This is a genomic window from Ruminococcus sp. RTP21484sp1_RTP21277st1_D2_RTP21277_210401 (assembly GCF_040924225.1).
In the GTDB taxonomy this organism is placed as follows: Bacteria; Bacillota; Clostridia; order Lachnospirales; family Lachnospiraceae; genus Blautia_A; species Blautia_A faecis.
This window is the reverse complement of the sequence record NZ_JBCOMJ010000024.1, coordinates 44,290-57,548: the sequence shown is the minus strand read 5'-3', so window position 1 is coordinate 57,548 and position 13,259 is coordinate 44,290. Positions and strand designations below refer to the sequence as shown.

Annotated in this window: 15 protein-coding genes; 11 read left to right on the top strand and 4 right to left on the bottom strand. The window is 43.3% G+C overall.

Features of this window, described 5'->3' with window-relative positions; genetic code table 11:
* Positions 1-32 precede the first annotated feature (32 nt).
* Positions 33-1,196: an aminotransferase class V-fold PLP-dependent enzyme gene (locus AB5706_RS15615; RefSeq protein ID WP_118578169.1), complete on the bottom strand. Its 1,164-nt coding sequence runs from the start codon at positions 1,194-1,196 to the stop codon at positions 33-35.
* A 169-nt stretch (positions 1,197-1,365) separates the two neighbouring features.
* Here AB5706_RS15615 and yedE point away from each other — a divergent pair, with 169 nt between their 5' ends.
* The 8 genes from yedE to AB5706_RS15575 all read left to right on the top strand — a co-directional run bounded on the left by yedE (position 1,366) and on the right by AB5706_RS15575 (position 7,852).
* Positions 1,366-2,445 carry a YedE family putative selenium transporter gene (yedE, locus tag AB5706_RS15610; RefSeq protein ID WP_368366187.1) on the top strand — a complete coding sequence of 360 codons (1,080 nt, stop codon included), beginning with the start codon at positions 1,366-1,368 and terminating at the stop codon, positions 2,443-2,445.
* Between the two features lie 91 nt (positions 2,446-2,536).
* Positions 2,537-2,743, top strand: coding sequence for a sulfurtransferase TusA family protein (locus AB5706_RS15605; RefSeq protein ID WP_148461112.1), 207 nt, complete (start codon positions 2,537-2,539; stop codon positions 2,741-2,743).
* Positions 2,743-2,985, top strand: a complete 243-nt coding sequence (locus AB5706_RS15600) for a putative Se/S carrier protein (protein ID WP_148461113.1) — start codon at positions 2,743-2,745, stop codon at positions 2,983-2,985. Before AB5706_RS15605 ends, AB5706_RS15600 begins: the two co-directional genes overlap by 1 nt.
* Before the next feature lie 31 nt (positions 2,986-3,016).
* Positions 3,017-3,655 carry a DUF3786 domain-containing protein gene (locus AB5706_RS15595; protein ID WP_148461114.1) on the top strand — a complete coding sequence of 213 codons (639 nt, stop codon included), beginning with the start codon at positions 3,017-3,019 and terminating at the stop codon, positions 3,653-3,655.
* Between the two features lie 261 nt (positions 3,656-3,916).
* Positions 3,917-4,684, top strand: a complete 768-nt coding sequence (locus AB5706_RS15590) for an ABC transporter ATP-binding protein (protein WP_173734844.1) — start codon at positions 3,917-3,919, stop codon at positions 4,682-4,684.
* A complete protein-coding gene (locus AB5706_RS15585) occupies positions 4,677-6,698 on the top strand; it encodes an FtsX-like permease family protein (RefSeq protein WP_368366186.1) in 2,022 nt (673 codons plus the stop codon). The genes AB5706_RS15590 and AB5706_RS15585 overlap by 8 nt, the downstream gene beginning before the upstream one ends.
* A gap of 121 nt (positions 6,699-6,819) precedes the next feature.
* Positions 6,820-7,545 carry an AzlC family ABC transporter permease gene (locus AB5706_RS15580; RefSeq protein ID WP_173716050.1) on the top strand — a complete coding sequence of 242 codons (726 nt, stop codon included), beginning with the start codon at positions 6,820-6,822 and terminating at the stop codon, positions 7,543-7,545.
* Positions 7,535-7,852, top strand: coding sequence for an AzlD domain-containing protein (locus tag AB5706_RS15575; protein ID WP_118578176.1), 318 nt, complete (start codon positions 7,535-7,537; stop codon positions 7,850-7,852). Before AB5706_RS15580 ends, AB5706_RS15575 begins: the two co-directional genes overlap by 11 nt.
* A gap of 43 nt (positions 7,853-7,895) precedes the next feature.
* Here AB5706_RS15575 and dapF read toward each other — a convergent pair whose 3' ends face one another.
* Entirely contained in the window at positions 7,896-8,750 is an 855-nt protein-coding gene (gene dapF, locus AB5706_RS15570; protein WP_368366185.1) for a diaminopimelate epimerase, read from the bottom strand.
* 336 nt (positions 8,751-9,086) lie between these two features.
* On the opposite strand from dapF, the gene AB5706_RS15565 reads away from it, so the two are divergent.
* From AB5706_RS15565 to AB5706_RS15555, 3 genes are all read left to right on the top strand, one after another.
* Positions 9,087-9,866: a transporter substrate-binding domain-containing protein gene (locus AB5706_RS15565; protein WP_148461118.1), complete on the top strand. Its 780-nt coding sequence runs from the start codon at positions 9,087-9,089 to the stop codon at positions 9,864-9,866.
* Positions 9,867-10,107: 241 nt separating this feature from the next.
* On the top strand, positions 10,108-10,800 hold the full coding sequence (locus AB5706_RS15560) for an amino acid ABC transporter permease (protein ID WP_118578179.1): 693 nt from the start codon (positions 10,108-10,110) through the stop codon (positions 10,798-10,800).
* 13 nt (positions 10,801-10,813) lie between these two features.
* Positions 10,814-11,536, top strand: coding sequence for an amino acid ABC transporter ATP-binding protein (locus AB5706_RS15555; RefSeq protein WP_148461325.1), 723 nt, complete (start codon positions 10,814-10,816; stop codon positions 11,534-11,536).
* Between the two features lie 86 nt (positions 11,537-11,622).
* Here AB5706_RS15555 and AB5706_RS15550 read toward each other — a convergent pair whose 3' ends face one another.
* Together AB5706_RS15550 and asnA are read right to left on the bottom strand one after the other, a co-directional pair.
* Positions 11,623-12,033 carry a CBS domain-containing protein gene (locus tag AB5706_RS15550; RefSeq protein WP_148461119.1) on the bottom strand — a complete coding sequence of 137 codons (411 nt, stop codon included), beginning with the start codon at positions 12,031-12,033 and terminating at the stop codon, positions 11,623-11,625.
* Positions 12,034-12,053: 20 nt separating this feature from the next.
* Entirely contained in the window at positions 12,054-13,061 is a 1,008-nt protein-coding gene (gene asnA / locus AB5706_RS15545; protein ID WP_118578181.1) for an aspartate--ammonia ligase, read from the bottom strand.
* Positions 13,062-13,259 lie beyond the last annotated feature (198 nt).

The following is a 13,259-nucleotide window of genomic DNA, read 5'->3' as shown; positions in this document are numbered from 1 at the left end:
CAAAGACTAATTAAGTGTTACTAATGCTGAATTTATAAGTCTAAAATTTTCTTTAATCCCTGGATGGCAAAATCCAGCTCATTCTTTGTATTTTCCGGTCCAAAGGAGAACCGGATAGTTCCGGCAGGATAAGTACCAAGCGTCTTGTGGGCGTTTGGAGCGCAGTGGAGTCCGACTCTGGTCATAACACCATACTCATTGTCCAGCTGCCACGCCACCTGTGACATGTCGATTTCTGGTGTCTGGATCGAAACAACTGCATTTCGGTCAGTGAGATCTTTTTTTCCAATAATACGGATATGTCTGCCAGTATCGTCCAGTGCCTGCAGCTGTTCCAGAAAATAACCAGTGAGAGACAATTCTTTTTCATTTATCGCCTGCAAAGAATGCGTTTTCAAGTACAAAAGTGCTTCATGCAGTCCATAAATTCCAGGCAGATTAGGTGTCCCGGATTCAAAGCGATCCGGCATAAAATCCGGAATTTCTTCCGTATGAGATACACTTCCGGTACCGCCGGAAATCAGTGGTTCCATTTGTTCTGCCAATTCCTGGGAAACCAGGAAACCACCTGTCCCTTGTGGTCCCCGAAGTCCTTTATGTCCGGTAAAAGCTAACGCGTCAATATGCATTTTGTCCATATTAATTGGTACGATCCCAGCCGTCTGTGCAGAATCCACAACAAAATAAAGCTGGTGCCTCTGACAGATTTCCCCAAGGGCATCAAGGGGCATCCTGGTTCCGCATACATTGGAAGCATGTAAAGTGACAATAGCTTTCGTCTCAGGGCGGATCAGTTCTTCTACTTTTTCCAGAATCATAGAGCCGTCCGTTCTGCAAGGAATCCGGTCAAAGGAAATCCCTGAGGAAGCCAGCTGTACTACAGGTCTCATAACTGCATTGTGCTCCATGGCGGATACCAGAATATGGTCTCCTGGTTTTAAGAATCCTTTTAAAATAAAATTGAGACTGGTGGTGACATTCGGTGTAAAAATTACATTTTTGCATTTGGAAAAGTGGAAAAGTTCTGCCAGCAGCTGGCGTGTCTCATAAATAACTTCTTCTGCTGAGTAAGCACTGGAGTAGCAGCCGCGGTTCACGTTAACTCCGTTCATAGTCAGGTAATCCATCATAGCTTGTGCCACACCTGGAGCCTTTGGAAAAGAGGTGCTGGCCTGGTCGAGGTAAATTCGGTTCATGATTATATCCTTTCGCTTGGAAAATGGTTATTTAATATATCTATAATACCACGATTTATCGACAATATCTATAAATACTTAAAATAATCCCACATAATCAATTAGAGTTATCTGACAGAAAATGATAAAATAGAGGAAAGATTTGACAGTTGTCTAAGGAGGAAAGAGTATGAAAGAAACATTGTCAAAGAAAGAGACACCTGTGATCATTGGAGCAGGTGTCATCATTGGAATTATTGCAGTTGCCCTGGTATATTTCGGAAACCCTGCAAATATGGGATTTTGTATTGCCTGTTTTCTGCGTGATACCACAGGCGCACTTGGTTTTCACAGTGCAGCAGCAGTACAGTACATCCGCCCGGAAATTGTAGGGCTGGTACTTGGCTCCTGCATTCTTGCCCTTGTGACCAAAGAATTTAAGCCAAGAGGCGGCTCCGCACCTGTTACCCGTTTTGTGATCGGAATGTTCGTTATGATCGGCTGCCTGATGTTCCTTGGCTGCCCATTCCGCATGATCCTTCGTCTGGCTGGCGGCGATTTCAACGCCATCTTTGGTTTGATCGGATTTATTGCTGGAATCCTTGCCGGAGTATTTTTCCTGAAAAAAGGCTATACTCTGAAACGTTCCTATAAAATGCAGCCGGTTGAAGGCGGCATTTTCCCAGTAGTGGAAATCGGAATTCTTCTGCTTCTCATTGCAGCACCTGCATTCATCCACTTCACAGAAGCTGACGGTGGTCCTGGAGCAAAGCATGCTGCAATTGCAATCTCCCTGATCGCAGGGCTTCTGGTAGGTGCACTTGCACAGAGAACCCGCCTGTGTATGGTTGGAGGAATCCGTGACGTGGTACTGTTTGGAGAGTGGAAGCTGCTTCTTGGATTTATTGCAATTCTGGTAAGTGCGTTGATCGGAAACATGATCCTGGGATATTTTAATCCAGGATTTGCAGGACAACCTGTCGCACATACAGATGGTCTTTGGAATGCACTTGGAATGGCGCTTGCAGGATTTGGCTGTGTCCTTCTTGGAGGCTGCCCGCTTCGTCAGCTGGTTCTGGCTGGTGAAGGAAACACAGACTTCGCCATCACAGTATTTGGTCTGATGGCTGGTGCAGCTGTAGCACATAATTTCGGACTGGCATCTTCTGGAGAAGGCCCGACTGCAAATGGCAAGATCGCTGTTGTGATCGGTTTTGTGGTTCTGATCGTGATTGCGACAGTAAATTCCATGCGTAAGAATGAAGCGTGAAGTTGATTAAGGACGCTCATTTATAGTATATCTGTGTAAACAGACAATTCCGTTTAGTTGAAATAATGAAAAATCTAAGGAGATTAAGTGTATGAAAACAATAGATGCAAGAGGGCTTTCCTGCCCGGAACCTGTGATCCGTACTAAGAATGCGCTGGCATCCGGTGAGAAGGCATATACGGTAATGGTAGATAACGTAACAGCCAAAGAAAACGTATCCCGTTTCGCCCTGCATCAGGGATATAAGGTGTCTGTAAAAGAGGATGGGGAAGACTTTGTCCTCACTCTTGAGAAATAATGGGAGATTACATAGCCACATTTTTTTCCCATTTTGGAGCTATGTCTTTCAAGAAAAAATGTGAGAAAGAGGGATATCCGGCTACGATCATGCCGGTGCCAAGGAATTTAAGCTCTTCCTGCGGAACCTGCGTGAAATTCACAGGGGAAGCACAGACTGCGCAAAACTGGAACTCCGATGAAGTGGAGCAGCTGGTAAAAATACTTGAAACAGGAAGCTTTCAAGTTATATGGCATAGCTAAAGGTAAATAGCGGATAAGAGGAGAATGTATTATGCCAGAAAACAGGCAGTCTAATTATGACCAGGTAATCGAGAACTGGAGATTGAAATTCCTGGAAATGGATCAGGAGGAACTGATTCGCAAATTTCAGCTGGAAGCTGATGAGGAGTTTCTTTATATCATCTACTTTTCAAAAAGATTTCGAATTGACCGAAAAAACGGATTCATTACAGAAGATGGGAAAAGCCCTGGATTTGATACGGTGATGAATATTTATAATACGTTTTACTATTCAGCAGCTCATCCTGTGGCATCGGGCAATCTGGTGGCTTTTCGCCAGGTGAAGAGAGTGTATCCTTTTGAGGCTGCTTACAGAAGGACGATTATTTCCAGGCTGCAGGAGCTTTTCGCCGGGAAAACAGAAGAATTAAGAAAAGCCTGTGAGGTTCTTGGGGGAACTTTGCTTCCTCAGGGAGATGTGGGGTATGTGCTTCCGGTATTTCCTTTTTTGAATATTGCAGTTTTGTTCTGGGATAAGGATGAGGAATTTGAAGCACAGGCAAACATGCTTTTTGATTCGGAAATCACAGAGTTCATGCATGAGGAAAACGTAGTGTGTGTGGCGGCGGACGCGGTGTATTATCTTACATTGGCTGCCGGAATGACGCCAGAGAAGATATATGCCCAATAGGGGATTATAATATAAAAAAGGTCGTATATGTCAGCGGCCTTTTTATATTGCAAAAAATACTGACCAAATCTTCTATATCATAAAGAGTTTTGCCAGATGAAATTTTTTTCTTGCAAACTTTATGTGACAACCTTACAACATTGTAAGATTCTGCCTGCATTTTGTAATCTGATTCGATGGCAGCAAGTGACTTTTTTAAGTATACTGTTTTTTGCAAGGAAGCGTATGAAAAAGCTCATTGATAAAGGAGAGGAGTAAAAAATGTCATTACTTGAAGTTACAAATCTGAAAAAAATATATACCACTCGTTTTGGCGGAAATAAGGTGCAGGCATTGAACAATGTGAATTTTTCTGTGGAAAAAGGTGAATTTGTTGCAATTATGGGAGAAAGCGGTTCCGGAAAAACTACACTTCTGAATATTCTTGCAACACTGGATAAACCTACTTCCGGAGACGTACTTCTGGATGGAAAAAGCCTGGGACACCTTTCTGATAAGGAGATTTCTACATTTCGAAGAAAAAATCTGGGCTTTGTGTTCCAGGATTTTAATCTTCTTGATACCTTCAGCCTGAGGGATAATATTTATCTGCCGCTGGTGCTGGCTGGTGAAGATTACCGGGAAATGGGGCAGAAAATCCGCCCTATTGCACAGGCTCTTCATATTTATGAGCTGCTGGAAAAATATCCTTATGAGGTCTCTGGAGGACAGAAACAAAGATGTGCAGTTGCCAGGGCTCTGATTACACAGCCGCGCCTGGTCCTTGCGGATGAACCCACAGGGGCTCTCGATTCCAAGGCTGCAAATGCTCTTCTGGACGTTTTCGGAGAGATAAACAGACAGGGACAGACCATTCTCATGGTTACTCACAGCGCCCAGGCAGCTAGCCGGGCATCCAGGGTTCTGTTCATAAAAGATGGTGAAGTTTTCCACCAGATCTATCGCGGCGAGAAAACAAAAGAGGAGATGTATCAGATGATTTCCGATACCTTAACTATTTTGATGACGGGCGGTGAGTATCATGCGTAAGGGATTTTTTGCCAGGCTGGCAGTTGTAAACATCCGAAAAAACAAACAGATCTATGTGCCCTATATTCTGGCGTGTCTGTTCAATGTGGCAATGCTGTATATGATGCTTTTTATCAATCATAATGTAGGAATGAAAACGATCCGTCACAGTGGTGACGTGTTGATGATCACGACTATGGGAGTTGGCGTTATTGTTATTTTCTCCTTTATTTTCCTGTTGTACAGCAACAGTTTCCTCATGAAAAGAAGACAAAAGGAACTGGGACTTTACAACATTCTCGGTTTGGAAAAGAAGCATATCAGCAGGGTTATGATGCTGGAGAATCTGTTTAGTGCCTTGATCAGTTTTGTTGGCGGAATCCTTGTGGGAATTCTGGGAAGCAAGCTGGCGCTTCTGCTGCTCTTGAAACTGATCAAGGTTCCGGCGTCCTTTGGGTTCGAAGTCAGCGTTCCGGCAATCAGAATATGCCTGGAAGTGTTTGGAGCTATTTTTGTTTTGATCCTTCTGGTAAATATCAGGAAGGTTTACAAAACAAACCCGATTCAGCTTCTTCAGGCACAAAATGCAGGGGAAAAGGAACCAAAAGCAAAATGGCTGATGGCGGTTGCTGGTTTTATCTGTCTGTTTATCGGATATTATATTGCCATTACCACAGAGTCACCTCTTTCGGCGCTGGCGCTGTTCTTTGTGGCAGTGGTTCTGGTAATGGCAGGAACGTATCTTCTTTTTACAGCAGGAAGCATTGTGGTGCTCAAAGTTCTGCGCTGGAATAAGAAATTTTATTATAAAACCAAGAATTTTACTGCTGTTTCCGGTATGCTGTACCGCATGAAACAAAATGCAGTTGGACTTGCAAGTATCTGCATTCTGAGCACAGGCGTACTTCTGATGATCTCTTCTACGGTGTGCCTGAATTCCGGACTGGATGATATTATGAACAAACGCTGTCCGGCGGATGTGAATGTGCTGTACCGGGGAAATTCTTATGAAGATCTGGAAAAAATGAGAGAGAAATTACTGGGAAAAATTGAAAACCAGGTTTCTTATGAGAAAATTAACACCGAAATTGCTTTTTCCTCTACGCTTGTGGGAAGCGAAGATGGGAGCTGGAAATTTGCAAATGTTGATGGGAGTTCCCTTATGGCAATGCCAGCCTCATTGGAAACCCTTACCGTGGTTCCACAGGAAGAGTATGCCAGGGTTACGGGAGAAGAGATTTCCCTTGCGCCAGGTGAAGTTCTTGCTTACCACAATGGAAAAACAGACGGTGAGACTCTGGAGATTCATAACAAGGTTTACCAGGTGAAAGAATGGCTGAAAAATTATCAGTATGTGGGAGATAATTTTTCTTCTATGGATTCTTTGAAGCTGGTTGTAAATGACGAAGACTTTTTTGCTTTGTTTTTGCAGCAGGAGGAAGTTTATCAAAGTGCAATGTCTCTGATGGAACTGGAAACGGATGTGTATCTGTCTGGAAGTGAAGAAGAAAAATATGCATCTGCCATCAAAGTAAGCGATCTTGCATCGGAGCTTCTGGATTCCGAAAAAGCAGCTGGAACTATAGAAGTGGGAATGAACTACAGTACTATAAAACAGGAACTGTATAACAGTTTTTACAGTATGTTCGGTGGAATTTTGTTCCTTGGAATTTTCCTTGGACTGCTGTTTCTGATGGGGGCGGCTATGATCATTTACTACAAGCAGGTTTCAGAGGGCTATGAGGATAAGGAACGGTTCGAGATCATGCAGAAGGTGGGCATGACTCATAAAGAGGTGAAATCTTCCATTCACAGACAGATCCTTATGGTATTTTTCCTTCCTCTTGGAATGGCAGCACTGCATATTGCTATGGCATTTCCTATGGTAAAGAGACTGCTGGCGCTGTTTAGCATGACAAACAGCGGTTTGTTTGCCAGATGCACGGTGGTGACATTATTGGTATTTGCTTTGGTTTATGGCGTGATTTATGGGCTGACAGCGAAGGTTTATTACAAGATTGTAGAGAGAAAGTGAGAATACAAGGGATAATAGTTGAATTTATTAGTGTAAAGTGCTACAATGAGAGAGCCTGGGAGGCCAAAACTGTTTCCCAGGCTCTTTGCGTGACTACAGAAGAAACCGGAGGAAATCTCTCATGAAAAAAGAGAGCTTTAAACAAGGAATTACAGATGGAATCCCCATTGCCCTGGGGTATCTGGCTGTTTCCTTTACGTTTGGTATGATGGCGGTGCAGGGCGGACTGTCTATCTGGCAGGCGGTCTTGATTTCTTTGACGAATCTTACGTCAGCGGGACAATTTGCAGGTCTTGATATTATCATAGCAGGAGGTTCCTTATGGGAAATGGCACTTACTCAGCTGATTATCAATCTGAGATACTGTCTGATGTCGTTTTCCCTTTCACAGAAGCTAAGACGTGATGAAACTTGGGGGCATCGTTACGGAGTTGCATTTGGCGTAACAGATGAGATATTCGGAGTCAGTGCCAGTAAACCGGGGAAAGTCAGTGCGTTTTATAATTATGGTGTAATGAGTGTAGCAATCCCGGGATGGACCATTGGAACCCTGCTTGGAGCTATTTCAGGAAGTATTCTTCCTAATTTTATTATGAGTGCACTTGGAGTTGCCATTTATGGAATGTTTTTGGCTGTCATTATTCCGCCATCCAAGAAAAACAAAGCAGTGCTTCTGGTTGTTCTTGGAGCAATGGCAGTGAGCGCATTATTTGCCTGGGTTCCTGTATTATCGAAAGTCTCATCCGGATTTGTGATTATTATTACTACAATTCTGGTAGCCGGACTGGCAGCATGGCTTTGCCCGGTTGATGAAGAAAATGCCAAGGAGGAAGCTCATGAAGCCTAATGTTTATATTTATATCCTGGTTATGGCTGGCGTTACATATTTGATCCGTATGCTGCCATTGGCACTGGCGAAGAAGGAGATTACCAATCCTTTTATAAAATCATTTCTGTTTTATGTGCCCTATGCCTGTCTGGCAGCTATGACGTTTCCGGCGATTTTGTCGGCAACGGCAAGTGTAATTTCAGCTGTAGTGGGATTTGTAGTGGCGCTGATTGCAGCGTACAAAGAGAAGAGTCTGCTGACTGTGGCGCTTCTTGCCTGTGGTGCAGTATTTATTGTAGAAAGAATAATGGCCTTTGCGGTGTAAGCATTACAAAATGCCTACAGTCCGCAAGGGCCTTTTTATTGAGTCATTCTCCAAGAAATCCCAGATCAATTTCCCCATCAAATACAGTAGTCGCCGGACCAGTCATATAAACCTGATCGTCATTTTCGTCCCAGAAAATATTAAGATCGCCACCAAGAAGCTTCACGGTAACCGGCTGATCACGGTCAACCAGCCCGTTCAAAATAGAAGCAACTGCAACTGCGCAGGCACCTGTTCCACAAGCCAGAGTCTCACCGGAACCGCGCTCCCAGACTCTCATCTGGACAGTGTGTCGGTCGATGACTTTTACGAATTCGGTATTGACGCGGTCAGGGAAATTTATATGGTTTTCAAAAGATGGACCGATCTTTTCGATTTCCAGCCCGTCTACGTCATTCATGTATACGATGGTGTGAGGATTTCCCATGGAAACAGCTGTAAAGTGATAAATCTGTCCGTCTACTTCAATAGGGGCATTTACGACCTGCTCAGACTCAGATACAACTGGAATCAGAGAAGCCTGAAGAATAGGGGCGCCCATATTGACCTTTACCATACTGACTTTTCCGTCACGGATAGAAAGATCCAGATATTTCACGCCGCTTTTGGTCGCTACGCTGATACTGGTCTTGTTTACAATGCCGTAATCGTAAGCATACTTGGCTACACAGCGGATGCCATTGCCGCACATAGCACCCTGGGAACCATCCAGGTTGTACATATCCATCTCACAGTCTGCAATGTCAGACGGCTTAATCAGAATCAGTCCGTCTGAGCCAATTCCAAAATGTCTGTCACTCACAAATTTGGCAACTGCTGATGGATCTTTCACAGTTTCTTTAAAACAGTTCACATATACATAATCGTTGCCGATACCATGCATTTTTGTAAATTTCATAACAAATACCTCCTGTTTAGGCGGTTAACGCCTTGGTCATTCAATTATTTAATTACTCCACACGAATCATATCATAACACAGATCTGTTATCAAAAAGTGAATTTTTCCAAATAATGACAAAGAAGTTGGGGAAATTTATGGAAACTCTTGCATTTTTCCCAAAAGCTGATAAAATGAGGAAAAGATAGATGAATGAATATGCAGAAAGCATGAATAATTATGTCCCCATCTTGTGAAGTCGGTTGTTGTGGAAGAAATAAATAGCAACAGCTTACTATGTGGATGAAGATATAAGGAACTGGTTCTGTATATGAGATTAAGAGGAGGAAAAGAATATGAAAAAATTAGTAGCTCTTGCACTTGGCACAGTAATGGCAGTTTCCATGACTGCTGGCGTATCTGCTGCAACTGTTGAGTCAAAGGATGATCTTAAGAATGCAACAATCGGTGTACAGCTTGGTACAACCGGTGATATTGAAGCTAGTGAATATGAGGCTGACGGAGCAACTGTTAAGCGTTACAGCAAAGGAAGCGAAGCAATCCAGGCACTTATGGCCGGTCAGATTGACTGTGTGATCATCGACTCACAGCCAGCTCAGAAATTTGTTGAGAATGCAGACGGACTGAAGATCCTGGACGAGCCATTCGTTGAAGAAGAGTATGCAATCTGCCTGAAGAAAGGCAATGATGAGCTTCTTGACAAGATTAACGGCGCATTAAAAGAACTGAAAGAGGACGGAACTGTTGATGATATTATGAACAACTACATCGGTGATAACATTGGCGAGACACCATATGAGTCTCCGGAAGATGTAGACCGTTCCAACGGAACTCTTGTAATGGCAACAAACGCTGAGTTCGAGCCATATGAGTACCGTGACGGTGATGAGATTGTTGGTATCGACGCTGATATTGCACAGGCAATCTGCGATAAGCTTGGATATGAGCTTGAGATCGACGATATGGAGTTTGATGCAATCCTTGCTGCAGTGCAGTCTGGAAAAGCTGATTTCGGTGCTGCCGGAATGACCGTTACAGAGGATCGTCTGGAGAGCGTTGATTTCACAGACACCTATGCAAATGCAAGCCAGGTTATCATTGTAAAAGCTGACTGATAGAAATAATACAGCATAAGCTGTCAGAGAAGTGTGAGTCACCTAGATGAATGCTGTTTGGGAAAAGCTTGGAATGTATAAGCTTTGGATACAGGCAGATCAAGGTGACTCCTACTAATGTTACTGACTGAAAGAATGAAAACAGCCAGCATACAGTTCTGGCAGCTTTTCCTATATGGAATGGTGCCGAAAGAGAAGCAGGCACTGCACCATTAGATAAGCAAATAAAAAGGGAAATAATATGTTTGAAAAATTTGGACACGATTTTTATATCAATTTTATAAAAGATGACAGATACACCTGGCTGCTGGATGGTTTGAAAAATACCATGATCATCACTGTTTTCGCCCTGTTGATCGGTATCTGTATCGGTTTTCTGGTGGCAATTATCCGTTCTTCCCACGATAAATCCGGGAATTTTAAAATTGCCAACTCCATCTGCAGAGTTTATCTGACTGTGATCCGTGGAACACCTACTGTGATCCAGCTTCTGATCATGAACTTTGTAGTTTTTGGTTCTGTAAGTGTCAATGAGATTCTGGTAGGAAGTCTGGCATTTGGTATCAATTCAGGTGCCTACGTTGCGGAGATCGTCCGTTCCGGAATCATGTCAATTGATCAGGGACAGACAGAGGCAGGACGTAGCCTGGGACTTAATTTTACCCAGACCATGCGTCTTATTATCATTCCACAGGCGTTTAAGAATGTGCTTCCTGCACTGGTAAATGAGTTTATCGTGCTGATCAAGGAAACTTCTATTATCGGTTACATCGGAATGATGGACCTGACCAAGGGTGCAATGCTGATCCAGAGCCGTACCTACAATGCTTTTATGCCTCTTCTGGCAGCAGCTGCAATTTATCTGATCGTGGTCATGGTATTGACCTTCTTTATGAATAAACTGGAGAGGAGACTGAGAACCAGTGAGCGTTGATAAGAGTAAAGTTTTGATCCAGGTACAGGATCTGAAAAAAGCGTTTGGATCCAATCAGGTTCTGGATGGAATTTCCACAGATATCTGTCAGGGCGAGGTTGTTGCCATTATTGGACCATCTGGCTCTGGTAAATCCACTTTCCTTCGTTCTCTCAACCTTCTGGAGGAGCCTACAGGAGGTAAAATCCTGTTTGAAGGAACAGATATCACAGATCCCAAGGTTGACATAAATCGACATCGTCAGAAGATCGGAATGGTTTTCCAGCAGTTTAATCTGTTTCCACACAAGACGGTAAAGCAGAATATTATGATGGCACCGGTTGCCCTGAAACTGATGACAAAGGAAGAGGCTTCCAGACGTGCGGACGAGCTTCTTGCTCGTGTGGGACTTCCAGATAAGGCAAATGCTTATCCGGATATGCTTTCCGGTGGTCAGAAGCAGCGTATTGCCATTGCAAGATCCCTTGCCATGAATCCGGATGTTATGCTTTTTGACGAGCCTACTTCTGCACTGGATCCGGAGATGGTTGGAGAGGTTCTGGAGCTGATGAAAGAGCTTGCAAAGAGCGGCATGACTATGGTTGTAGTTACTCACGAGATGGGATTTGCAAGAGAGGTTGCAACAAGAGTTTTATTTATTGATGACGGCAAAATTCAGGAACAGAATGCGCCGAAGGAGTTTTTTGAAAATCCGCAGAATCCGCGATTGAAGGAATTTTTGTCTAAGGTTCTGTAAAAAGAAAAAAGACAACCTTTTCCATTGGTTTAAATGGGACTGAGGTTGTCTTTTTTTTGTGTGAAAAAACGCGGTGATTTAAAATCCTATGCGTTTTTCTTCATTTCTTTATAACAATATTTGATGATTTCTTTCCTTGTGACAATTCCGATAAAGTGATCCTGATCATCTATAACCGGCACAAAGTTCTGGTTGATTGCGCGGTCCAGGAGATCCTCCATGTCGCAGTCAACGTGTACCGGTTTGTAGGTGGCTCTTCTGGAGATAGCCATAACTGGTACTTCCTCGGCTGTTTTCATATCCGTGATGTTCAGATTTTTCATTCCCCAGAGAAGATCACCCTCAGAAATAGTACCTACGTATTTTCCATCTGGATTCAGAATAGGAATACAGGAAAATTTCCGGTGTTCCATTTTCTCAAGAGTCTGCCTCAAAGTTTCATTCTCGAAAATGTAGGCAATATCACTTTTCGGTGTTAAGAAAAAAAGTATATTCAATTTGATCCCTCGATTCTATTTTACAGAAGTGGAATACCGCCTTTAGCAGCTTCTTCCTGCATTTCCTTAGGCCACAGGGAAACATGTACTTCTCCAATATGAGCCTTGCGCAGGAAGAACATACAGATACGGGATTGACCGATACCGCCGCCGATTGTGTATGGAAGTTCTTTATTCAGAATGGCCTTCTGGAACGGGAGCTCTCTGCGGTCGTCACAGCCGGCTTCTGTAAGCTGTTTGTCAAGTGCTGTCTCGTCTACACGGATACCCATGGAAGAAAGTTCAAGGGCAATGTCCAGTACAGGATAGTATACCAGAATATCGCCGTTTAATTCCCAGTCATCATAGTCTGGAGCACGTCCGTCGTGGCGCTCGCCATTTGTCAGTTTCTTACCTACCTGCATAAGGAAAACAGCGCCTTTTTCTTTGACGATCTTGTATTCTCTTTCCTTAGGGGTAAGATCCGGATACATGTCTACAAGCTCTTCTGTGGAGACAAATGCAATCTCTCTTGGAAGAATTTCTTCTATGTAGTCATACTGTACTGCCATGTATTTCTCTGTCTTGCGGAGTACGCTGTAGATAGTACGGACAGTGTTAATGAGAGTTTCTACATTTCTCTCTTCTTTGGTGATGATCTTCTCCCAGTCCCACTGGTCTACATAGATGGAATGGATGTTGTCAACATCCTCATCACGGCGGATGGCAACCATATCGGTGTATAAGCCCTCACCTACAGAGAAACCATATTTCTTCAGTGCATAACGCTTCCATTTTGCAAGAGAATGTACGATTTCAGCGTTGCAGTCCATGCCTTTGATGTCAAAGCTTACCGGACGCTCCACGCCGTTCAGGTTATCATTGAGGCCGGAACTTGGATCTACAAATATAGGTGCGGAGACACGCAGAAGGTTCAGCTTCTGTGCAAGTGTCTGCTGGAAAAAATCTTTCACAGTTTTAATTGCTACCTGAGTATCATGAAGATTAAGGTCTGCATGATAGCCCATAGGAATTTTTAATTGTTCCATGGGAATCCTCCTTGTTGATTGTGTTAATCTCTGTTTTCTGTTCACGATAATGTTCTGTGGTTACTAAAACGTGAACAGGAACAATCTCGGTTTATTATAACAGGTATTTTCCCGCTTGGCAATTTAGACCTTGCAAGAAATATGCAAAAAAGATACAATAAAAGACAAAGAATGTGATGATTTTTCCCTGTTGGAGCA

Coding starts and splice junctions, on each gene's coding strand:
- AB5706_RS15615 (WP_118578169.1), bottom strand. CDS start 1,196: ATGAACCGAATTTACCTCGACCAGGCCAGCACCTCTTTTCCAAAGGCT.
- yedE (WP_368366187.1), top strand. CDS start 1,366: ATGAAAGAAACATTGTCAAAGAAAGAGACACCTGTGATCATTGGAGCA.
- AB5706_RS15605 (WP_148461112.1), top strand. CDS start 2,537: ATGAAAACAATAGATGCAAGAGGGCTTTCCTGCCCGGAACCTGTGATC.
- AB5706_RS15600 (WP_148461113.1), top strand. CDS start 2,743: ATGGGAGATTACATAGCCACATTTTTTTCCCATTTTGGAGCTATGTCT.
- AB5706_RS15595 (WP_148461114.1), top strand. CDS start 3,017: ATGCCAGAAAACAGGCAGTCTAATTATGACCAGGTAATCGAGAACTGG.
- AB5706_RS15590 (WP_173734844.1), top strand. CDS start 3,917: ATGTCATTACTTGAAGTTACAAATCTGAAAAAAATATATACCACTCGT.
- AB5706_RS15585 (WP_368366186.1), top strand. CDS start 4,677: ATGCGTAAGGGATTTTTTGCCAGGCTGGCAGTTGTAAACATCCGAAAA.
- AB5706_RS15580 (WP_173716050.1), top strand. CDS start 6,820: ATGAAAAAAGAGAGCTTTAAACAAGGAATTACAGATGGAATCCCCATT.
- AB5706_RS15575 (WP_118578176.1), top strand. CDS start 7,535: ATGAAGCCTAATGTTTATATTTATATCCTGGTTATGGCTGGCGTTACA.
- dapF (WP_368366185.1), bottom strand. CDS start 8,750: ATGAAATTTACAAAAATGCATGGTATCGGCAACGATTATGTATATGTG.
- AB5706_RS15565 (WP_148461118.1), top strand. CDS start 9,087: ATGAAAAAATTAGTAGCTCTTGCACTTGGCACAGTAATGGCAGTTTCC.
- AB5706_RS15560 (WP_118578179.1), top strand. CDS start 10,108: ATGTTTGAAAAATTTGGACACGATTTTTATATCAATTTTATAAAAGAT.
- asnA (WP_118578181.1), bottom strand. CDS start 13,061: ATGGAACAATTAAAAATTCCTATGGGCTATCATGCAGACCTTAATCTT.